The organism is Streptomyces sp. NPDC088194, assembly GCF_040702025.1.
In the GTDB taxonomy this organism is placed as follows: Bacteria; Actinomycetota; Actinomycetes; order Streptomycetales; family Streptomycetaceae; genus Actinacidiphila.
The window spans coordinates 39,692-60,311 of record NZ_JBFBIV010000025.1; the positions used below are offsets into that span (position 1 = coordinate 39,692).

The window sequence follows — 20,620 nt, forward strand, 5'->3', positions numbered from 1 at the left end:
CGAGACGACGCGCGGGAATCCCCTCGCGGGGCGGCCGTCACCCCTCGGACGTCAGGAACTCCCGCTGGGCACGCAGCAGTCGGGCCTCGTCCCGGGCCAGTCCGGGGTGGTCGAAGTGGCCGGCCGCCAGGACGAACAGCTCCTTCGGCCCGGCCAGCGCGTTGTACACCGCGAACTGCCCGGGCGGCGGCACCGAGGGGTCGAAGAGCGCCGCACCGACGTGCACGGGGACCCGTATCCGCGTGGCCGCGACGGCCGCGTCGAAGTAGCCGAGCACGTCGGTCACTTCGGGATGCCGGGCGTGGTGGCCGCGGACCGCCTCACCGCTGCCGGTGCAGGGCAGGGTCAGCCGCAGCGGGTGGTTGCCGAAGCTCGGCACCACCAGCGCCCCGCGCGCGAACCGCTCGTCCCAGGGCAGCGCGAGCGCGCCGATCCCGCCGCCGAAGCTCACCCCGGTCAGTGCCAGCCGGTCCGCGGCCGGCGGCACCAGCTCCAGCAGGGCGGAGGCCGCGCACCACACGTCGGCGGCGCATCCGCCGTGCACGTAGCTCTCCCGCGAGCCGATGCCGTGCAGCACGTGCCCGGCCGAGACCGGCGGAATGTCCGGGTCCAGGCTGCGCGTCCCCAACCCCCGGGCGCACGGCCAGATCGCGGCCGTGCCCGGCGGCGGGAGCGGCACGTCGACCGCGGCCCTGCCACCGTAGCCGTGCAGCACCACCATGCCGCGCGTGACGTGGCCGTCGGCCGGCACCGTCAGCCAGCCGCCCACCCGGAAGCCGCCCGCCGAGGTGTACGACACCGCGTGGACGCGGACCCCGTCCCGCTCCTCCTCCACGGTGCCCACCCGCGGCGCCGTGTCGACGGCCCGCGCTTCGGCGTACCTGCCGCGCCAGAAGTCGTCGAAGCCGGGCGGCGGTTCGGGCGCGCCGACCTCCAACAGCCGATCCAGGTCGTAGCCGTGGGTGGGGTCGAACGGGAAGTCGTGGGTGCGGATGGTCTCGACGGTCACGGGCGGGCGTCCTCTCCTCGGTGCTTCTGGTCGGACCTGCTGCTCGGTCCTTCTGCCCAGCTCGGGACCACCCTGCCGGGCCCGGCGAGTGCGCCGCCAGTCGGGATGATCGACGCGCGCGGTGGAGGCGGCTCCCCTCGGCGCGTCCACACCTCGATCTCTCGCGTCCACCCTCGATTTCCCGCGTCCACGTCGAGCCCCGGGCGCGCTCGTCCCGCTCCCGGCGAGGTGGTGGTCGTCCAGGAGGACCCCGCGCCCCGGGCCACGCGGCGGCGGACCGGGGAAGGCGTCCAGGTGAGCCCGCCGACGGGTCACCCTCGCTCGCCCGAGCGGCGGTGACCGGCACCGTGCGGCCCCGGTCCGCGCTACGAGGCCGCCCCGGCGTCCTTCCGCGGGGCGGCCGACGTCCGGTAGGGGCAGGCGAGTTGGCGCCGGATCGCCGGCGCGAGCAGATCCTCGGGGCCCTTCAGCGCGTCCGCCAGCTTCCGGTCGGTGGGGAAGACCAGCTCCGCCGCGACGTTGTCCTGCACGATCCGGGCCAGGTTGTCGAGGGCCACGAGGACCGGGTCGGCGGGGAGTTGGGCCGTCGGCAGGTCGATCAGGTGCACGTCCGCCGTCGCGGGGTCCAGGAACCGCTTGACGATGAGCGAGTTCTGGTTCGGCGCGGACGTCGTCCAGATCGACAGCACGACGACGTACAGGCCGGGCCAGTCCGCCTCGCCGACCTCGGCCCGCCACCGCTTCATGAGCCCTTCCACGCCCGCGATCTGCGCCCGGGCCGCGTAGCTGAGGTTGGTGCCGATGGCGTCGTCCAGGCCGCTCGTGAAGTGCTCGAACGACCGCATGTCGAAGGCGCCGCGCCGGACGGACCCCTCGGCGAACTCCACGGCGGCATCGAGGATCTGCGCACTGGACGCCGCCAGCTCCCGTGGCAGGCGCGCGTCGCCGAGCTGCCGCCGGGCGGTGGTCAGGGTGGCGCCGAACTCGCGGAGCGGGCCGACCCAGTCCTTCGTCCGGGGCCCCTTGAACGCCACCATCCGCAGGTCGTGCCGGTCGGGGCGGGGCGCGCCGGGCAGGCCCGGAACCCGGTGGTCCAGATACGGCGCGACGATCGAGTAGATGCCCAGCGGGGCGTGGGCGATCGACTTGGCCAGCGCGAAGAGCGCGGGGACCGGGTGCGCCGACTCCCGCGTCCCGTGGTGGACCAGGGTGTACAGGCCGCCCCGGTCGTCGTTCTGCACGACGATCACCGGGCCGAGCCGCCGGGCCAACTCGGCCCGGAGCGCGTCGTAGTGGCGCTGGGTGGCGGTGTCGACCGCGAGAACCGCGTGCCGGGCGGGCAGTTCCGGCGCCGCCGCGTCCGGTCCGGCCGCGGCCGCGGCGTCGGCGCCGTCGAGGAGTGCCAGGGCGCCGACCGCGGTGGCGGTGCCGAGAAAACTTCTGCGCGTGCTCACCCTCCGTCCATTCCCGCCACTCAATGCGAACATTCCCGTACGAACGCCGCTGCGAGGGTGAAATATGGGTCAAGTCTCAGAAAAGCGGAGGAAACGGAGCCAACGAGGGCATGAAGCCAGCCCGGCCCGGAGTCATCAGAGCGCGCGCCAGCGGGCGCTGGCCCAGGAGAAGCCGCCGAAGGCGACCAGGCCCACGGCAACGAGCACCAGCAGCCACGGGCCCGCGGGCGTCCCGGCGAACGACCTCAGCGTGTCGTCCATGCCCTTGGACTCGCCCGGCCGGTGCTGGACCGCGGCCACCACCGCGAACACGCCGGCCGTCGCGAAGAGGACGCCTCGCGCCGCCCCGCCGGACACCCCGAGGAAGTCCACGACGCGACGCTGCCGTACTGACATCTCGCCCATCTTCAGGTGCTTGTGGAACTTGCGCATCACCGCACGGGCGGCGATCCACGCGCCGGCGCAGGCCACCGCGACCCCGGCGACGCCGGCGATCCACTGCCCGCCCGGCCAGTCGAGGACCCGGGCCGTCACGTCGTCGGTCCGCTTGTCGGTCGAGCCGCTCCCGCTCCCCTTGTCGCCCACCGCGTAGGCGAGGACGGAGTACGACACGAACGCGTAGAAGACGCAACGCCCCGCGGCCGCCGCGCGCTTGGCGGGCTTGCCGCCGTCGGGGCCCGCCTGGCCGAAGGCCGCCTCGGAGAGCCGCCACAGCGCCATGCCCGCCAGCCCCGCGCCCAGCAGCCACACCAGCACCTCGCCGAACGGCTCGTGGGCGATCTCCGCGAGCGCGCCGCCCCGGTCGGCCTGCTGCCCGCCCGCGTCGGAGAACGCGACGCGCACCGCCAGCACGCCGACGAGTACGTAGATCACGCCGCGCGCCGCGAAACCGGCGCGCCCGCCCCACTCGACGGCCGTGCCACCGGCCGTTCTCCCGATGCCGCGCCGGCCGGCCGCTGTCCCTGCTGAAGTGTTCACGCCGTCCGCGTGCCCGCGACCCGGACGTTCAGACCTGCCCATCGCCGGCCGGCCGCTCCGATCGGCGCACCGGAGCGGCCGGCCCGCCGCGGCTGCCGGTGGCGGGCACCTCAGCCGAACGCCTTGCCGGAAAGGTCGTCCCATGCCTCCCACTCGGCGATCCGCCGGGCGTACTCGGCGCGCATCAGCGGGAGCGGCTGGTCACCCAGGAAGACCCGCAGCGGCGGCTCGTCGGCGTCGGCGATCGCCAGGATCGCCGCGGCAGTCGCGTCGGGGTCGCCGCGCCGGGCGGAGGCGCTGACCGGCAGGTTCGCACGGAACTCCGCGTACGCGGGCGAGTGTTCGGCCTGGTCCGCCGAGGCGCCCTGCCAGTCGGTGGCGAAGCCGGCCGGTTCGACCAGGGTCACCTTGACGCCGAACGGCCGGACCTCCATGGCCAGGCTGGACGTCATACCCTCCAGGCCCCACTTGGAGGCGTGGTAGAGCCCGAGGCCGGGCAGCGCGAACACGCCGCCGACCGACGACACCTGGATGATGTGCCCGCTGCCCTGGCCGCGCAGCACGGGCAGCGCGGCCTGCGTCACCCACAACGGGCCGAACAGGTTCGTATCGATCTGGCGCCGCGCCTGCTCCTCGGTCACCTCCTCCACCATGCCGAACAGCCCGTAGCCGGCGTTGTTGACGACCACGTCGAGCGTGCCGAACCGGGCGTGCGCCTGTGCGACGGCGGCGAAGCAGGCGTCGCGGTCGGTGACGTCGAGCCGGATGGGGAGCACCGCGTCGCCCCACTTCTCGGCGAGCGGGGCGAGCGCGCCGGTGTCGCGGGCCGTCGCGGCCACCCGGTCGCCGCGCTCCAGCGCCGCCTGCGTCCACACCCGGCCGAAGCCGCGCGAGGCGCCGGTGATGAACCACGTCGTGCCTGTCGTGGACTTTTCTGTCATGCCGACCTCCCTGAAGTAACCATATAGATACTTTTATAGGCAGGGCTTCTCTCATTGTCAATAACTGTCTGGTTATTTACGATGGGGGCATGGCACGGGACCCGGACAGGACCAGGGAGAAGCTGCTGCACGCGGCGGTGGCCGAGTTCGCCGCCCACGGCGAGGCGGGCGCGCGGATCGACCGCATCGCCGAGCACGCGGGCGTCAACAAGCGGATGATCTATGCCTACTTCGGCAACAAGGAGGCGCTGTTCGCCGCCGTCCTGGAGCACTCGCTGGGCCAGCTCGTCGAGACGGTGCCGCTGACCACCGACGACCTGCCGGGCTACGCGGGCCACCTCTTCGACTACCTGATCGACCACCCCGAGCGGCACCGGCTCGCCCTGTGGCGCGTGCTGGAGGGCTCCCGGTCGACCGAGGCGGAGGAGCGTTCCACCGCCGAGAAGCTGTCGGCGCTGCGGGACGCCCGCGCGCATGACAGCGGCCTGGACGCGGCCTCGCTGCTGGTGTTCATCATGGCGCTGGTACGCGCCTGGCCGAGCACCTACGACAGGATGACCCGGCCCTCCTTCGCGGACGCCGCCGCCCAGCGCGCCGCGGTCGTCGAGGCGGTCCGCCGGCTGACCGCGACCTAGGGTCCGCCGCGCCGGGGCCCGGCGACCCGCCCCGTACGGACCCCGGCACCCGCCGTACGCGGCAGGCCCCGGTGGCCGCGGGAGCTTCGCATCGCGGCCCCGCAGATCGCGGCCCCGCAGGAGGTCGTCGCCGCGTACGAGGGCGGTGACGAGGCCCAGCGGAAGCCGGCCGGCTCCGTGATCCGCGTGAGGTACGCGCCCGTGGTCGATGTCCACCGGGTCACCGTCAAGCAACTCGCCGTGCTGGAACCGACGTTGGTCGAGACCACCGCCTGCATGGCGGGCGCGCCGCTGACGGAGGCCCTGCACGAGACCGTGCGCACCCTCGGCGTGCCGGAGAAGGCCGCCCGCGCGATGCCGCTGGGCCGCACCCAGGTCGCGCCGGCCAACACCCTCAAGGGCTTCCACCCGTTCTCCGACGCCTGCCTGATCGCCACGGACCACGGCCGGGAGTCGATCGTGCGCGACGACTGGAAGCGGAGATCAGGCGCTGACCCTCGCGCGGACCGCGGGGAGCGGCGGACCCGCCTCGGTACGAGCCGGACGTCTCTTCCGCCGCCTCAAGGGTGCCGGTGGTACACCTTGTTGGCGATACGCCAACCGTCACCGTCCCGGACCAGCAGGAAGAGGTCGGTGAAGGTGTCCGGGCCGTGCCGGAGCGTCATGGTCGCGGTCGCCACGGTGCCGCGGACCTCGACGGAGTCGATACGGCGCGAGCGGGCCGGCTCGTCCGGCGCCGGCCGGCCGCCGAACAGGGCGCAGTACTCGTCCAGTCGCCACGACACGAACGCGCCGTCCCGCAGGCCCTCGATGTGCGCGGTGGGCAGGAACGCGTCGCGGAAGTGGCCGGGGTCGCCGGTGGCGTGCCCGCGCTGGTAGGCGCGCAGCGGGGCGAGCACCGCGTCACCGGGGGCGGGCACGGTGGCGGCGAGGGCGATGTCGGCGTCAGAGCCGGCCGGGCAGGCGGCCAACTCGGCCGCGCCGCGCAGCGGGACGTCCGACGCCGCCGCCAGCAGCGCCATGTCCTTGGCGAGCGTGCCGATGGTGAACTCGGCGGCTGCTAGGGCCGGTTGGTCGTCGAGAAAAGCTCGCTTGCGGGTGACGAGACCGCCGAGGTGCCCGAGTTCGAGGACGTCCAGCGCCTGGGCGCGGGGCACGCACAGGGCGTCGGCCTGCCGCAGCGACTCGCCCAGCGCGAGCACCGCGCCGGCCAGCGAGCTGTTGGCAACCAGCTTGAGCGCGGCGGCGGTTGCCGCGTCGTCCACCGCCCGCACGGTGCCGAGCGCCGCCAGGACCGGTCGCGCCCGGTCCAGCGCGGGGCCCTCGGCGGCGGCGAGAATCCGCAGCGTCCCCGCGGTGGCCGCCGGCACCGAGCCGAGCACCGGGGCATGGACGTAGGACGGGCCGAACTCCCTTGCCAGCAGCGCTGCTTCGGCGGGGGCGATAGTGCTGGTGTTGAGCACGAGCGTGTCGGGGCGCAGCGACGCGCGGACCCGGTCGGCGACCTCGCGGCAGGCCGGGCCGTCGTACAACGCCAGGAGCGTCACGTCGGCCTTCGCCACGGCGTCGTTCGGGTCGCCGGTGGTACGGACGGCGCCGGCCGCGCGCCCGGAGCGCGTCCAGCCGACGACGTCCCAGCCCTCTCCGGCCAGCCGTGCGGCGATCGCGGCGCCCATCCGGCCCAGGCCGAGGACCGCGACCGTGTGCGGTGTGGTGGTCATACGTCCAGCCTGGTATATCGCGATGGCTGCGACAAGCGCAGATCTCGCAGGTCAGCTCTGCGCGATGCGCATGGCAGCGGGCATACTGGCGTCATGGATCTGCTGGTGTGGCGGGCGTTCGTGACGGTGTGCCGGCTCGGCTCGCTGTCGGCGGCGGCCGAGGAGCTCGGGCACACCCAGTCGGCCGTCTCCCGGCAGATCGCCGGGCTGGAGCGCCGACTCGGCGTGCCGCTGGTGGAACGCCACGCGCGCGGGGTGCGCCCGACGCCGGCCGGCGAGGTGTTCCGCCGCCACGCCCTGGTCGCGCTCAACGAGGCCGAGCGCGCGGTCCGCGCCGTCCGCGACCTGCGCGACGGGGTGGCCGGCCGGCCGCTGGCCGTCGGTGCGACGCCGTCCCTGGCGGCCGGGGTGGTGCCCGCGGCGATCCGCCGCCTGCTGGACGCGGAAGGCCCCCTCGGCTGGAGCCTGTCGCCCGGGCTGAGCGCGGACCTGCACGACCGGGTGGCCGCCGGCGATCTCGATGTCGCCGTGGTCACCGACGCGCCGCCCGGGCTCCCCGACGATCCGCGGGTCGAGCGGCGGTTCCTCGGGGTGGACGCCATGGTCGTCGTGCTGCCGGCCGGCCATCCCCGCGCCGGGCGCGGCCCCGTACCTGTCGAGGCGCTGGCCGGCGAGACCTGGGTCGAGGACAACGACGGCTCCGCTGCGCTGCTGCGCCGGCACGCCGCCCGCGCCGGCGTCACCGCCCGCATCGACCTGACCGCCGCCGATCTGCCCGGCAAGATCGCCCTGGTGGCGACCGGCCACGCCGTCGCGCTGATCCCCGGGGTGCTGAGGTCCGCGCTCCGGACCGACGTCACGACCGTGGCCCTCGTGGACCCTCCGACCCGTGGCGTCTACGCCCTCGCGCCTCGTCGCGACCCGCACCCGTCCACCGCGGCGCTGCTCGACCGGCTCGCGACGGCCTTCACCCCTGGGGCGCCCTCCGCCCCGCCCGCTCAACGGACTTGAGCCGACCCCGCCCGTCCCGCGCCTTCCGGTGCCGCCTGGCGGCGGTGTGCGTGGGCGCCGGCGATCCGGGCGCCGGGCGGTACGACGGCCCGACCCGAGCGCGGACCCGGACTCGCACCCCGACGCACACGCCGCCCCGCCCCGCACCCCCGCGTACGGATCGGCGGGCCCCGGGCCCGGGAAGGAACGGGAGGGAACGGGAGGGGCCGTTCGGGCGCTGGTGCCCGGTGCCGGTCGCGGTGGGCCCGGGCATGGGGTAGGAGTGGCCCGAGGGCCCGGACCGGGCCCGGTCGGCATACGGCATACGGCACACCGGCGCACGGCACCGGGTACGAGAAGGGCGACCGTCGGATGACGGCATGGCGCAGGACACTGACGGAGCACGCGGACCGCTTCCTCCCGCAGCGGCGGACCGGGGCCGCGGGCCGGCGCGGGCGGGGCACCGCGGTGGGCGCCGCCGCGGTGGCGGCCGTGCTGCTCGCCGGCTGCTCGTCGGGATCGGGCGGCAGCACGTCCACCCCGTCCGGCGACGCCGGCGCGTCGTCATCGGCGTCACCGTCGGCGAGCGCGTCGGCCCCTGCCGGTACCGCGGGTTCCGCCCCCGCCTCGGCGCCCGCGACCGCGACGCCGACCGCGACCGCGGGCGCTGCCTCCGGGTCGGCGGCGGTCACTCGCACCGTCGCCAAGAACCTGGACGTGCCGTGGGGCATGGCCGCGCTGCCCGGCGGCGACCTGCTGGTGAACTCGCGCGACACCGGGGTGATCCAGCGGATCGCGGCCGGCACCGGCAAGCGCACCGTGGCCGGCACGGTGCCCGGGGTGGTCTCCACCAAGAGCTCCGCGGGCGAGACCGGCCTGCTCGGGCTGGCGCTCTCCCCGGACTTCGGCGCGAACCAGCTGATCTACGTCTACTTCTCCACGGCGACCGACAACCGCATCGCGAGGCTGACGTACACGCCCTCGGCGACCGCCGGACACCAGCTCGGCAAGCTCGACGTCATCCTCAAGGGCATCCCGCGCAACATCCACCACGACGGCGGCCGGATCGCCTTCGGCCCGGACGGCTTCCTCTACGCGGGCACCGGCGACGCCGAGAACAAGGCCCTGCCGCAGAACAGGTCCTCGCTCGGCGGCAAGATCCTGCGGATGACGCCGGACGGCAAGCCGGCACCGGGCAATCCCTTCGGCCACTCCGTCGTCTACACCCTCGGCCACCGCAACGTGCAGGGCCTGGCCTGGGACCCGTCCGGGAACCTGTGGGCCTCCGAACTCGGCGACAAGAAGGCCGACGAGCTGAACCTGATCAAGGCCGGCCACAACTACGGCTGGCCCGCCACCCAGGGAAAGACCAGCCACCCCGGATACACCTCGCCCGTCGCCCAGTTCGGCACCGAGCAGGACTCCCCCAGCGGCATCGCCTGGGCCGACGGCTGCATCTGGATGGCGGCCCTGAAGGGCGAGCGGCTGTGGCGCATCCCGCTGAACGGCACCAAGCTGGTCGCCGCGCCGCAGAGCAAGCTGGTCGCCACCTACGGCCGGCTGCGCACCGTCCTGGCCTACGACGGCGGGCTGCTGGTGACCACGAGCAACACCGACGGCCGGATCAGTCCGAAGCCGGGTGACGACAAGATCCTGATGGTGAAGGTCAGTTGACGACCCGTCAGCGCGTAGGGATCAGGCCGGCGCGCTGACCGCGGCGGGTATGCGGCGGTGGACGTCCTGGAGCATGTGCGCCATCGCCATCCGGAAGATCTCGGCCTGGCCGTCGCCGATGAACGAGGTCTGCCCGAAGACCTCCAGGACGACGAGGCCGTGCACCCGCCCCCACGCGTCGACGAAGAGCGCGATCGCGGGCGGCGGCAGCTCGCCCGGCCCTTCGGCCGGCAGGCTCTCCAGGTGTGCCAGGAGTTCGGGCGAGAGCGCGGAGGTGTCGGCCGCCGCGAGTTGCTCCCTGCTGAACCCGTCGAACAGCTCGCGCTGGAAGATGCCGGCTATCCGGCGCATCGCCTTGGTGGTGGCGCCCTCGGCGGGGGCCGCATACCCGCGCAGCGGCGTGCCGAAGAGGAGTTGGAACCGCTCGGGGTGGGCCATGGCCCAGCGGCGGTAGCCCTCGGTCGCGGCCACCAGGCGCGGCACGTCCGAGGAGTCCGGCACGCCGTCGAGGGCGGCCTGCAGCGCGTCGGCCAGGTCTTCGTACTCCTTGGCGACCAGCGACGTGACGAGGGCTTCCCGCTTCGGGAAGTAGTGGTAGAGGGCCTGCACGGTCATGCCGAGGCTGCGGGCGACCGCCCGCAGGGACAGGGCCGCGGGGCCGTCCTCGGCGATCTGGCGCTCGGCGGCCTCCAGGATCTCCCGGACGGCGGCGGCCCGGCGCCGCTCGCGCAGGGTGGGCCGGGCCGTGGCGTGCTCTTCTGCGGGCATGGAGTCACCGTACGGCCTGCGACTCCTGGCGGTCTTCAGGAATTCGAACACTGTCAGGTAAATCTCACACTGCCAACTCCCGCTCCGTCTCACTAACGTCGTTGCCGCGACGAAGAGCGCGGTGCCGGTGCCGGTGGCGCGCCAGGTTCCGACGCGCGCCCAGCCGCCGTCGAGCGCCGCGTGGTCCCCCCTGCCTCCCGGCCGCCGCCACGTCGCCTTCACCGCAAGCGCAAGCGCAAGGACAAAGAGGAGATCCCGCGTGTTCCAACGCATAGCCGAACTGGCGATCCGCCGGTCCCGGCTGGTACTCATCGTCGCTGTCGTGGCAACGGCCCTCATGGGTGCCGCGGGCAGCGGCGCGTTCACCAAGCTGCTGGGCGGTGGATTCGACGACCCCTCCTCCCAGTCGACCCGGGCGAGCAACGTCATCGACCGGAAGTTCGGCGGTGAGACGAACCTGGTGCTGCTGGTCCGGGCCGGCGGCGGCCGCATCGACACCCCGGCCGCGGAGCGCAGCGGCCGCGCGCTGGAGGCCGACCTCAAGCACGAGAGCACCCTGGCGAACGTCGTCTCGTTCTGGGACACGCACAGCGCCCGACTCCGTTCGCGGGACGGCCGCGAGGCCATGGTGCTCGCCCACGTCAAGGGCGACGAGACCCAGCAGAAGAAGAGCGCCGAGCACCTCATCGACACCTACAGCGGCGCTTACGGGCACACGCTCACCGTCAAGGCCGGCGGCGGCGCCGCGGTGAACTCCGACATGTCCAAGCAGGTGGTGAGCGATCTCTTCCTGGCCGAGAGCATCGCCATCCCGCTGACCCTCGTGCTGCTCCTGTTCGTCTTCGGCAGCGTGGTCGCCGCGCTGCTGCCGCTGGCGATCGCCACCATCGCCGTGCTGGGCTCGTTCGCCCTGCTCTCCCTGCTCGGCAGCCTCACCAGCGTGGCCGACACCGCGACCAACCTCACCACGGCCCTCGGCCTGGGACTGGGCATCGACTACGCCCTGCTGATGATCAGCCGCTTCCGGGAGCAGCTCGCGACCGGGGCGAGCGTGGACGACGCGGTCCGGCGCACCGTGCACACCGCGGGCCGCACCGTCGCGTTCTCCTCCGCGACCGTGGCCGCCGCGCTGGCCGCGCTGCTGGTCTTCCCGCAGTACTTCCTGCGCTCGTTCGGCTACGCCGGGGTCGGGGTCGTCGCCATCGCGGCCCTCAGCGCCCTGTTCGTGCTGCCGCCGCTGCTCGCCGTCCTGGGCCACCGGGTCAACAGCGGGCGGCTGCCGTGGCTGAAGTCCGAGCGCTCCGGCGTGCGGGAATCCGCGTGGGGTCGGCTGGCGCGCACCGTCATGCGGCGGCCCGCGCTCACCGCGCTGCCCGTGCTCGCGGTCCTGCTGGTGGCGGCGAGCCCCCTGCTGGGGATCACCTTCGGCACGCCGGACGAGCGCGTGCTGCCCACGAACGCCGAGAGCCGCCAGGTGTCCGCGGCGCTGCAGAAGAACTTCGACGGCAACGACGACACGGCCTTGCAGATCGTCATCGACCAGCGGGTGGGCGAGGGCCCGTTGGGCGCGTACGCGACGGAGCTGTCCCGTCTCAAGGGCGTGGAGCGCGTCGAGACCAGCACCGCGACCTACGCCGGCGGGCAACGCTCGGCGGCCGACCCCGGCAGCGCCGGCCTCGGCCGACCGGACGCCCAACGGATCAGCGTGGTCAGCTCGTTGACGCCGAGGTCGGACGACGCGCAGGACCTCGTCCGCGAGGTGCGGGCGCTGGCTCCGCCGCCCGGCGCGCACCCGCTGGTGGGCGGGCAGGACGCCGAACTGGTCGACGCCAAGCACTCCATCAGCAGCCACCTCCCGCTCGCCATCGGCCTGGTCGCCCTCACCACCTTCGTGCTGCTCTTCCTGTTCACCGGCAGCGTGGTGCAGCCGCTGCGCGCCCTGGTGCTCAATGTGATCACCCTGGGAACGACCCTCGGCGCCATGACGTGGATCTTCCAGAGCGGCCACCTGTCGGGCCTGTTCGGCTTCACCGCGCAGCCGATGGAGGTGTCGATGACGGTGCTGATGTTCTGTATCGTCTTCGGTCTGTCGATGGACTACGAGGTGTTCGTCACCAGCCGGATCAAGGAACTCCACGACCAGGGCGAGGACACCGGGTCCGCCGTCGCCAACGGCCTGGGGCACACCGGCCGCATCGTCACCGCGGCCGCCTGCCTGCTCGCGGTCAGCTTCTTCGCCTTCGGCACGGCCAAGGTCAGCTTCATGCAGATGTTCGGCCTCGGCAGCGGACTGGCCATCCTCATCGACGCGATCGCCGTCCGCGGGGTCCTGGTCCCGGCCGCGATGCGGCTGCTGGGCCGCTCGGCCTGGTACGCGCCCGGGTTCCTGCGCACGCTGCACGGACGGATCGGCCTCAGCGAGGGCGGGCCCGAACCCGTCGCCGCCGCACCCGAGTTGCCCCAGGTGAAGGACGCCTCGGCAGTCTGACGGCCGGCCCGGACCCGCACGTGGGGCGCCCGACCTGGCAGTTGCCGGGGCGGGCGCCCCTCGGGCGTGCGACGGGCGCCGTCATCGCGGCAGGTCGGCGAGGAGCCGCTCGGTCGTCTCGTGCAGGCGGGCGGCGTCCGCCGGGTCGAACGCCTGCCCGTCGATGGGGACTTGGCGGCCCTCCAGTACGGCGGTGAGGCGGGCGGGCGGCTCGTCGAGGAACGGCTGGATCTGCGCGAGGGCCTCGGTGACGGGCTTGCCGGTCGCCTTCAGCCGGTCGACGGCGGCCGCGGTGGCCGGGTCGTACTCCCCCGCGAAGCTGGTGGACACCACCCCGGGGTGGTTGAGGACGTAGTGCACGGGGGTGTCGGCGTGCAGCCGGGCGAAGTGGACGCCGAGCAGGTCGCAGAGGGCGCCGCCGTGGCCGAGGGCGCCGGTGCCCGGGTAGCCGTGGCGCAGTTGCAGGTCGTTCCAGCGGACCGGGCCGGCCTGGCCGGAGCCGCCGAAGTTGAGCACGACGGCTCGCTCGGCACGGCTGAGCGGTGCGATCAGCCCGTGGCTGAGCAGGTGGCGGCTGAGGTAGTACAGCGCGAAGTTGCTCTCCAGCCCGTCCGGGGTCTCCGCCCGGGTCGAGCGGTGGAAGCGCGCGCCCAGCACCAGCAGGTCGACGGCCGGGTAGCCGCGCGTGATCTCGGCGATGACGCGGTGGTTCTCCGCCACCCGGCTCAGGTCGGCCCGGAGGAACCGTGCCCGGTCGCCGGCGCCGCGACGCTCGGCGGCGGCCAGGAACGCCTCGCCCTTCTCGGCGCTGGTGCCGACGATCAGCACGTCGTGGCCGCGCTCCAGGTAGCGGTCGGCCAGCGCGCGGCCGATGCCGTCGGTGCCGCCGGTGATGACGGTGGTCCCCATGGTCTCCCCCAGGCTCTCTTCAACTAGTTTGATCAATCAAAGCAGATTGCCGGGAGGCGGGCAACGCGCTTGCGGGGGTGGGGACTTCGGCACACCTCGGGGACGCGGGGCGAACTTCCCTGGCGGCGGGGGCCGTCGGGTGCGGGTGCGGGTCAGTGTGCGGGTGCGGGTCCGTGTGCGGGTGCAGGGAGACTCGGGCGCGCTCGGGGCCGGGGGCCGGGGGCCGGGGGCCGGGGGCCGGGGGAGGTCGGCGCGGAGGCCAACGCGGCGGTCAGTCGAGCGACTTGACGTAGCCCGCCTCGACCATGCCCGCGAGCATGTGGTCCTGGACCTGGATCAGGGTGTCGGCGGCCTGGCCGAGTTCGTCCGGCACCGCCTCGGTGAAGACGGTGGCGAGCAGTTCGCAGCGTGCGGCCCGGACCCGCGCGAGGGCCTCGCGGCCGCGTTCGGTGATCGCGATGACCCCGGAGCGGCCGTCGGACGGGTCCCGGAGCCGGCTGACCAGCGCGTCGGCCTTCAGCTGGCGAAGCTGGAGGGAGACCGTCGAGATGTCGATCCGCAGGCACTCCGCGATGTCCGACACCCGCATCGCGCCGGCGACGTCGAAGTGCTCCAGCAGCCGCAGCGCGCTCGCCGGGATGTCGCACCCCGACCTGCGGGCCACCTCGGCCCGGATGTACTTGCTCTCGCTCCACCGCATCAGCGCCGACAGCGCCACTTCCAGGCGGGCCAACTCCGGCGCGGCGGAAGGACTCCTCGGTGCGCCCGCGGACACCGGCGTGGATGGGGCCATTGCTCCAGGCTACAAGGGCGGCGCTTCCCGCGGGGCGGTGCTCCGGCAACGATCGGCGCCGCGCGCCAGGCTCGTGTCAGGCGCGTGTCAGTCGGCAATGCGGGCGTCCGTGCGAGCCTCGACGGGCCTCCCGGGCCGACCGAACCGACCGGGCGCCGGTCGCGCCCCGCGGGCCGCCGCACCTGCCGCTACAGGGGCGACGGCGCCGGCCTCGCGGGACCGTGTGGAGCCGCCGACGACGCCCTTGCGGACGGGCCACGGCCGTACGCGCCCGGCGCCACGCGAAGGCCGGCCGGTGTCACCGGGGCGGCCAGGGACAGCGCGGCCATCAGCGGCAACGTCGGCCCGAGCAGCACCGGTCCGAGCGGCACCGGCAGCACCGACAGCGGCAGCACGGCCACCGCCGCCACCAGGCCGAGGGTGCGCCGCGGCGAGCCGAACGCGAAGACCGCCGCCGCCCGGTGCAACTCCTTTCGCTTCGCGTCCGGTTGGAGCGTCGTCGTCACCGCGAGGGCGACGGCGTAGACCGCCGCGGCGGCGAGCAGGACGGCCTGCACGGGCAGCAGCGCCAGCGCGGGACCGCTCCGCCCCACCAGGAACACGGTGTTGGAGACGCAGAGCAGCAACACCGCCGTGCCGACGAGCGCTTCGCCCCGCAGCCGCCGCCACTGCGCCGGGAAGGCCCGCAGCGTCGCGGTGAAGCAGCGGCCCGAGCCGTCGGTGCGCCAGCTCTGCAGCGCGGTGGCGGCCGCCGCCAGGGCCGGCAGCCAGGTGACGACGCCGAGCGCGAGCACGCAGAACGCGGCTCCGGCCAGGGCCGGGTAGGCGACGAACTCCGCGGCGCGCAGCGCCTTGCGTTCCCAGCCGTCCATGAGTGTGCTCCTGCCGATCGGTGTGCCGTGGATGTGCGGTGGAGGGAGGTGGAGAGTCGGAGGTGGTGGGCCGGGCGTCCGGCCGCCGAAGGCCGCGGCCGGCGCCGGCTCGCGGTCAGCTCAGGATCGCGGTGACCGGCTCGCCGGACGCCAGGAGTCGCTGCCCTCCTCGGTGCACCGTGCGCGCCCCGACCACCGCGGTGCGGCCACCCGACATGACGACGGCGGCCGCGTCCGCCCGTACACCGCCCGCGTCGATCCGCCGGGTGAGCGGGGCGAGCAGCACCGTTTCGGCGTCCTCGCCCCGGCCGACCCGGACACCCCAGCCCTCGGCCGTATCGAGCGCCACTGCGGCCGCCGGTGTGGCGTCGAAGGCGTCGGCGCACTCGATGACCGTCAACAGCGCTGTCTCCCGGGCGGGTTCGGTGGTCAGGTGCAGGGTCTGGAGGGTCTTCTCGATCCGCAGACTCGGCGTGCTGGACGTGGGGTTCGCCTCGATCGGGGTCGCGAAGCGCGTGGCGCGCACCGTCCGCGGGGCCAGCCGGGTCAGCCGCGCCTGGGCCGGGCCCGACGCCAACAGCCAGCTCTCGCCGTCGAGTTCCTCGGCCGGCCAGTCGGAGTGCAGCACGAACGTCCACTCCCGGGGCTGCCCGGCCGCGAGCAGGTCGAGCACGACGACCCGGCCGCGCGGGGTCGCCACGAGCGTGCGGTCCAGCCGGGTCACGCCGAGTTCGGCGGGGAACATGCAGGCCGTCTCGCTGGTGGCGTGCGCGAACCCGCCCTCGGCGAGCACGTCCCGCACCCGCGGCCGCCGCTCGTAGGGGATGTCGCGGTAGACGTGGTAGCGGTCCTCGTCGGCCCAGCCCTGTCCGTCGACCAGCACCAGGTTGTGGTGCGCGGCGCGCTTGCGGTTGCTGTAGCCCTCGTCCACCGCGAGGAAGGCGCCGCGCGAGGCGATGACGAACGCGCCCGCGTCGGGGTGGTGGTGTCCCGCGCTGGCGGCCTCCCAGCCGGTCGCGCGCCGCAGCCGCTCGCCCTCCTCCCACGCGTGGTGGCCCCCGCCGGGTGCCGCCTTGAAACTGACGACGGTGGCCGGGGCGTCCCAGCCGGTGCGGGCGGTGATCTGCCCGAGGTCCGGGAAGTACGCGGTGGCCGGTGTCTCCCCGCCCGGGGCGCGGGCGGGTATCCGCGGGTCGTACCAGAGCAGTTCGAGGTACGCCTCGGGCATCACGCCGGGCCGGACCCCCGAGGCGTACGCCTCGCGCCAGAAGTGCCGTTCGGCGACGAGGGCGCCGAGCCACTGGGCGGTGGGGTCGGCGTACGCGGCGGCGAGCCGGTAGTACAGGGCGACGCTGTGGCCGCTGCGACGGTCGTGGCAGTCGCCGTGGTCGATGTTCTCCTCGAAGGTGCCGCCGGCCGACTGGTGCAGCCGCCAGTTCGTGGTGTTGCGCAGGAAGTCGCACGTCTTGAACAGGTCGGCGCCCTCGACCCGTTGGACGAGGTCGGCGTGGATGGCCAGCCAGGGCACGCCGTAGCGCCAGTAGACGACGCCCTCGGAGTCGGAGCCGTCGCGGGCGAGATGGGCCAGCACCGTCTCCAGGTTGGCGCGGGCCGCGTCGGACCACTCGGGGCGGCCGAGCGCGTAACCGGCCGTGGCCAGCCCGGCCCAGCAGATCCAGTTGTGGTTCTGCCAGTAGGCGTCCGTCCACCAAGTGCCCTTGTTCTGCTGGACGTACGCCCAAAGCCGCTCACCCTGGAGGGTCAGCTTCTCCCGCAACTCCGCGCGCCGGTCCGGTTCCAGGTCCTCGCCCAGCCAGGAGTACGCCAGCGACAGCCCGTGCAGCAGCCAGCCGGCGTCGAGGTCGTGGTCGGGCATGTTGGCCTTGCCCCAGTGCGGGTAGGCCACGCACGCGGAGATCCAGCGCCGGCACTCGTCGAGGTAGCCGCGCCGGCCGGTGAGGCGGTAGGCGAGCGCGAGGTTCGCGGCCGCGGGGCCGAAGTACGTGATGCTGGCGGTGGGATGCTCGGCCGGCGGCGTCTGGCCGCGGTACCAGTCGCACTGCTCGTACAGCCTGCGCCACTGCGCGGCCCGCACGGTGCGCAGTTCGGCCCGCAGCGTCTCCAACTCGCCGTCGAGTAGTAGCACTTCGGCTCACTCTCCCAGGTCGTGGTGGTCGGTGGTGCCGTCGAGGAGTTCGACGGCGAGCAGCGAACCGTCCAGCCGCATGGCGCGGACCGGGGACAGCCCGCGGCAGTAGGCCGAGGCGAAGACGACGTGGCGGCCGTGCGCGGACCAGTCGGCGCCCTGCCGGACGGCCGCCGGGTCGTCGGCCGGTCCCGGGTGCGGCCGGATCGCGAACTCCGCCTGCACCGAGGCGACATGGATGCCGGTGAGGACCGGGCCCGCCTCGTCGCCCCAGACGGTGCGGACCACGCCGTCCGGGCCGCGCACCGCGTCGAACTCCACCGCCGGGCGCAGGTGCGCGGTGAGCGTGCGCTCGCGGTCGGCCTCGACGGTCAGCACGTCGAGCAGGTAGCCCGCGGCCGCGGTGACCGTGCGGGTGGCGGTCACCCCGTCGTACGCCTGCGCGCACACGCCGTGCGCGGCGCGCTCGTCCGCCCGGTCCAGCCGGGCGTCCACCTGCCGCTGGTCCGCGCCGTCCACGCTGAAGGCCGGGTGCGCGGCGGTCGAGGCGTAGTACGCCCGGAAAGCGCGGTGCGCGTACGGCACCTGGCCGGGGTCCGGCTGCCACGCCACGCCGTCCGGGCCGTACAGGTACAGCGCGAGCTTGTCCTGGTGGCCGTGGCCGCCGCCGTGCGGGCCGGCGTCCAGGACGGCGTGCACGCCGCCGCCCCTGACCACCGCGAATCCGGCGTCGGGGAAGGTCCGGCGCGGCCGGGAGTACGGCCACGGCAGCGCGGGGCCGTCGAACCAGCCCTCGACGTCCGGCGCGGGCGCCGCGGACCGGGACCGGACCCGGTCCAGGACCTCGGCCAGCGGTTCGCCGGTGAACAACTGGTGCACCAGCAGGCACACTTCGTGCAGCTCGGCCAGGGCCTCGGCTCGCCGGTAGGGCCCGTCGTGCAGCTCCGGCAGGTCGCCGTCGGGCGCGGCGATCCCGGCCAGCGCGGCGGCCATCGCCGCGAGCCGCTCCCGGTCGTCCGGCGCGATCCGGGCCGGGTCGCAGCCGCGCAGCGACAGCAGGTAGGCCCGCAGCACGAACAGGTGGTAGTAGGTGCTGCCTTCCCACTCCCAGCCGTCGGGGTGGGTGGCCAGTCCCGGGTGGCCGCGCAGGTCGCCGTCGCGGCGGCCGCGGCAGACCGCGGCGGCGGCGTTCAGCCACGCGGTGTAGTTGGAGCGCTCGTCGCCACGGGCCACCAGCCGCTCGCGGGCCGCCTCCGCGGAGTGCGCGAGCGCGGCGAGCAGGCGTGCCACGGCCGCGCCGCCGGTGCTGGTGCCGGTGCCGGTGCCGGTGCCGGTGCCCTCGCCGCGCTCGGCGAGGCTCCAGGCCGCGTGCCCGATGTTCACCGCCCAGATCGCCTCGGTCAGCGCCTGCTGGAAGAGCCGGCCGCGCAGCATCCAGTCGGGCGCACCGCTGTGCTCCCCCGGCCTGGTCAACTCCGCGTACAGGGCCGCGTACCGCTCCAGTCCCCGGGCCGCGCTCACCCGATCCGCGGCATCCTCGGACGCGGCCAGGTGCCGCAGCCGCAGCGCGCACGCCTGATGGGCGAGCACCGTCCAGGCCCCGCGCACCTCAGCGGTGTCCACCCGGCAGCCATGCGGACACACCGCTCCACCCGCCGGAAACCTCCCACCGAGCAGATCCCCATGCCCGAGCTCCGTGCCGTGCACGGGACACACGTAGGCATGCCACCACCCACCCCGCTCCCCCGGCGGAACGACCACGTGCCCGCCCTCCCCCGCAGGGGCAACCGGGTATCCGTGCTCCGCGGCCGGGTTCACCAGGTGCCCGCGCTCTCCCGTCGGGGTGACCGGGTTTCCGCTTTCCCCTGCCCGGATGACCGGGTGGCTGTGCCTCCCCGCCGGGTTCACCGGGTCCGCCGGGATGACCGGGTTCCCCGCCGGGGTCACCCGGTGCCCGCCCTCCCCCGCCGGGATGACCGAACTTCCGCTCTCCCCCGGCGGGGCCGCCTGGCGTTCGGCCTCCCCGTCGATGCCCCCGGTGCCGCCGGTCATGTCGGTCGCGCCCATGCCCTCAGCCCCGTCTCTCGCACTGGCCTCACCGGCCGTGCTCGCTGTGCCGGTTCCACCGCTGCCGCCGATCCTGCCGGTTCCGCCCATTCCCTCGGCTCCGCCGGTCGTGCCGCTCTCACCGGCCCCGCCGACACCGCCGACCTCGGCGAGCAGGCCCGGTACGCCCACACCCTCGGCCCCGCCGCTCGCGCTGCTCTCACCGACCCTGATCACCCCGCCCGTGTCGCCAGTCCTGTCGGCTCCGCCCGAACCCTCCGCCCCGCCGGCCGTGCCGGCCGTGGCGGGCGCACCGGGCGTGGCGGCACGGCCGGTGCCACCGGCCGTGCCGGCCGTGCCCCGCGCGGACGCGCTCATCGCGGCCACGCGCCGCCGCCGATGTCGAAGGTGGCCCCGGTGAGGTAACCCGCCTCGTCCGAGGCGAGGTAGACGGCCGCGCCGGCAACGTCGTCCGGGACGCCGCCGCGGCCGATCGGCAGGCCGCCGACGATCTTCTCCTGGACCTGCGGGGCCGTGAAGGTGCCGTGGAAGGCGGTGTCGCCGATGAAGCCGGGGGCGAGGGAGTTCGCGGTGATGCCGTCCTGGCCGAACTCCTTGGCCAGGCCCTTGGTGAACCCGACGACGCCGGCCTTCGCCGCGGCGTAGGCCGCCGCGCCCGGTCCGCCGCCGTCGTGCGCGGCCTGGGAGGCCATCGTGATGATCCGGCCGCGGCGGCCGGCTTCCCGCAGATACGGCACGGCGGCGCGCACGGTCCGGTAGGTGGCCGTCAGGTTGACGTCGATGACGGCGTGGAAGTGGTCCTCGGTCATCTCGGCGACCGGCACCCGCGCCACGAGGTGGCCGGCGTTGGTCACCACGATGTCGAGGCCGCCGAGGAAGCCGGCCGCCGCGTCGACGAGCGCGGTGACCTCGGCGCCGTCGGTGACGTCGGCGTGCAGCGCCGTGGCCTTGCGGCCGAGTCCGGCGATCTCGGCGGCGACCTGTTCGGCGCCTTCGGCACTGCGGCCGTAGTGGACGGCGACGTCCGCGCCGGCGGCGGCCAGGCCGCGGGCGACGGCGGCGCCGATCCCGCGGCCGGCCCCGGTGACGAGGGCGCGGCGCCCGGTGAGATCGAACGGCATGGGGGTCCTCCTGGTGTGCGGTGGGTGAACTGCGAGGGGTGGGTGCGAGGAAAG

At 74.5% G+C, this 20,620-nt stretch carries 16 protein-coding genes and 1 pseudogene; 5 read left to right on the top strand and 12 right to left on the bottom strand.

What is annotated here, in order from left to right; genetic code table 11:
* Positions 1-37: 37 nt before the first annotated feature.
* The 4 genes from AB0399_RS16200 to AB0399_RS16215 all read right to left on the bottom strand — a co-directional run bounded on the left by AB0399_RS16200 (position 38) and on the right by AB0399_RS16215 (position 4,382).
* Positions 38-1,009: an acetylxylan esterase gene (locus AB0399_RS16200; protein WP_366411725.1), complete on the bottom strand. Its 972-nt coding sequence runs from the start codon at positions 1,007-1,009 to the stop codon at positions 38-40.
* 365 nt (positions 1,010-1,374) lie between these two features.
* Entirely contained in the window at positions 1,375-2,463 is a 1,089-nt protein-coding gene (locus tag AB0399_RS16205) for a hypothetical protein (RefSeq protein WP_366411726.1), read from the bottom strand.
* 135 nt (positions 2,464-2,598) lie between these two features.
* Positions 2,599-3,441, bottom strand: coding sequence for a DUF1206 domain-containing protein (locus AB0399_RS16210; RefSeq protein WP_329362044.1), 843 nt, complete (start codon positions 3,439-3,441; stop codon positions 2,599-2,601).
* A 110-nt stretch (positions 3,442-3,551) separates the two neighbouring features.
* Entirely contained in the window at positions 3,552-4,382 is an 831-nt protein-coding gene (locus tag AB0399_RS16215) for an SDR family NAD(P)-dependent oxidoreductase (protein ID WP_366411727.1), read from the bottom strand.
* Between the two features lie 89 nt (positions 4,383-4,471).
* Here AB0399_RS16215 and AB0399_RS16220 point away from each other — a divergent pair, with 89 nt between their 5' ends.
* Complete coding sequence (locus AB0399_RS16220) at positions 4,472-5,017, top strand: TetR family transcriptional regulator (RefSeq protein WP_366411728.1); 546 nt, start codon at positions 4,472-4,474, stop codon at positions 5,015-5,017.
* A gap of 105 nt (positions 5,018-5,122) precedes the next feature.
* Positions 5,123-5,494: pseudogene (locus tag AB0399_RS16225) on the top strand (phosphogluconate dehydrogenase C-terminal domain-containing protein); the annotation flags it as partial.
* A gap of 83 nt (positions 5,495-5,577) precedes the next feature.
* On the opposite strand, the gene AB0399_RS16230 reads toward AB0399_RS16225, so the two are convergent.
* The gene (locus AB0399_RS16230; protein WP_366411729.1) at positions 5,578-6,738 is read right to left on the bottom strand and encodes a nuclear transport factor 2 family protein; all 1,161 of its coding nucleotides are present in this window, start codon (positions 6,736-6,738) and stop codon (positions 5,578-5,580) included.
* 93 nt (positions 6,739-6,831) lie between these two features.
* Here AB0399_RS16230 and AB0399_RS16235 point away from each other — a divergent pair, with 93 nt between their 5' ends.
* Together AB0399_RS16235 and AB0399_RS16240 are read left to right on the top strand one after the other, a co-directional pair.
* Entirely contained in the window at positions 6,832-7,749 is a 918-nt protein-coding gene (locus AB0399_RS16235) for a LysR family transcriptional regulator (RefSeq protein WP_366411730.1), read from the top strand.
* A 351-nt stretch (positions 7,750-8,100) separates the two neighbouring features.
* A complete protein-coding gene (locus AB0399_RS16240; protein WP_366411731.1) occupies positions 8,101-9,402 on the top strand; it encodes a PQQ-dependent sugar dehydrogenase in 1,302 nt (433 codons plus the stop codon).
* Positions 9,403-9,423: 21 nt separating this feature from the next.
* Here AB0399_RS16240 and AB0399_RS16245 read toward each other — a convergent pair whose 3' ends face one another.
* Positions 9,424-10,170 carry a TetR/AcrR family transcriptional regulator gene (locus tag AB0399_RS16245; RefSeq protein WP_366411732.1) on the bottom strand — a complete coding sequence of 249 codons (747 nt, stop codon included), beginning with the start codon at positions 10,168-10,170 and terminating at the stop codon, positions 9,424-9,426.
* Positions 10,171-10,429: 259 nt separating this feature from the next.
* Between AB0399_RS16245 and AB0399_RS16250 the strand changes: the two genes are divergently transcribed.
* On the top strand, positions 10,430-12,658 hold the full coding sequence (locus AB0399_RS16250) for an MMPL family transporter (RefSeq protein ID WP_366411733.1): 2,229 nt from the start codon (positions 10,430-10,432) through the stop codon (positions 12,656-12,658).
* Positions 12,659-12,739: 81 nt separating this feature from the next.
* Here the strand turns inward: AB0399_RS16250 and AB0399_RS16255 are convergent, their stop codons facing one another.
* From AB0399_RS16255 to AB0399_RS16280, 6 genes are all read right to left on the bottom strand, one after another.
* Positions 12,740-13,567: an SDR family NAD(P)-dependent oxidoreductase gene (locus tag AB0399_RS16255; protein WP_366411734.1), complete on the bottom strand. Its 828-nt coding sequence runs from the start codon at positions 13,565-13,567 to the stop codon at positions 12,740-12,742.
* Positions 13,568-13,838: 271 nt separating this feature from the next.
* On the bottom strand, positions 13,839-14,360 hold the full coding sequence (locus AB0399_RS16260) for a MarR family transcriptional regulator (protein ID WP_366411735.1): 522 nt from the start codon (positions 14,358-14,360) through the stop codon (positions 13,839-13,841).
* Positions 14,361-14,548: 188 nt separating this feature from the next.
* Entirely contained in the window at positions 14,549-15,232 is a 684-nt protein-coding gene (locus tag AB0399_RS16265; protein WP_366411736.1) for a hypothetical protein, read from the bottom strand.
* Between the two features lie 115 nt (positions 15,233-15,347).
* Positions 15,348-17,378, bottom strand: a complete 2,031-nt coding sequence (locus AB0399_RS16270) for a hypothetical protein (protein ID WP_366411737.1) — start codon at positions 17,376-17,378, stop codon at positions 15,348-15,350.
* Positions 17,379-17,384: 6 nt separating this feature from the next.
* Positions 17,385-19,001, bottom strand: coding sequence for a heparinase II/III family protein (locus AB0399_RS16275; protein WP_366411738.1), 1,617 nt, complete (start codon positions 18,999-19,001; stop codon positions 17,385-17,387).
* A 797-nt stretch (positions 19,002-19,798) separates the two neighbouring features.
* Complete coding sequence (locus AB0399_RS16280) at positions 19,799-20,566, bottom strand: SDR family oxidoreductase (protein ID WP_366411739.1); 768 nt, start codon at positions 20,564-20,566, stop codon at positions 19,799-19,801.
* Between the last annotated feature and the right edge of the window lie 54 nt (positions 20,567-20,620).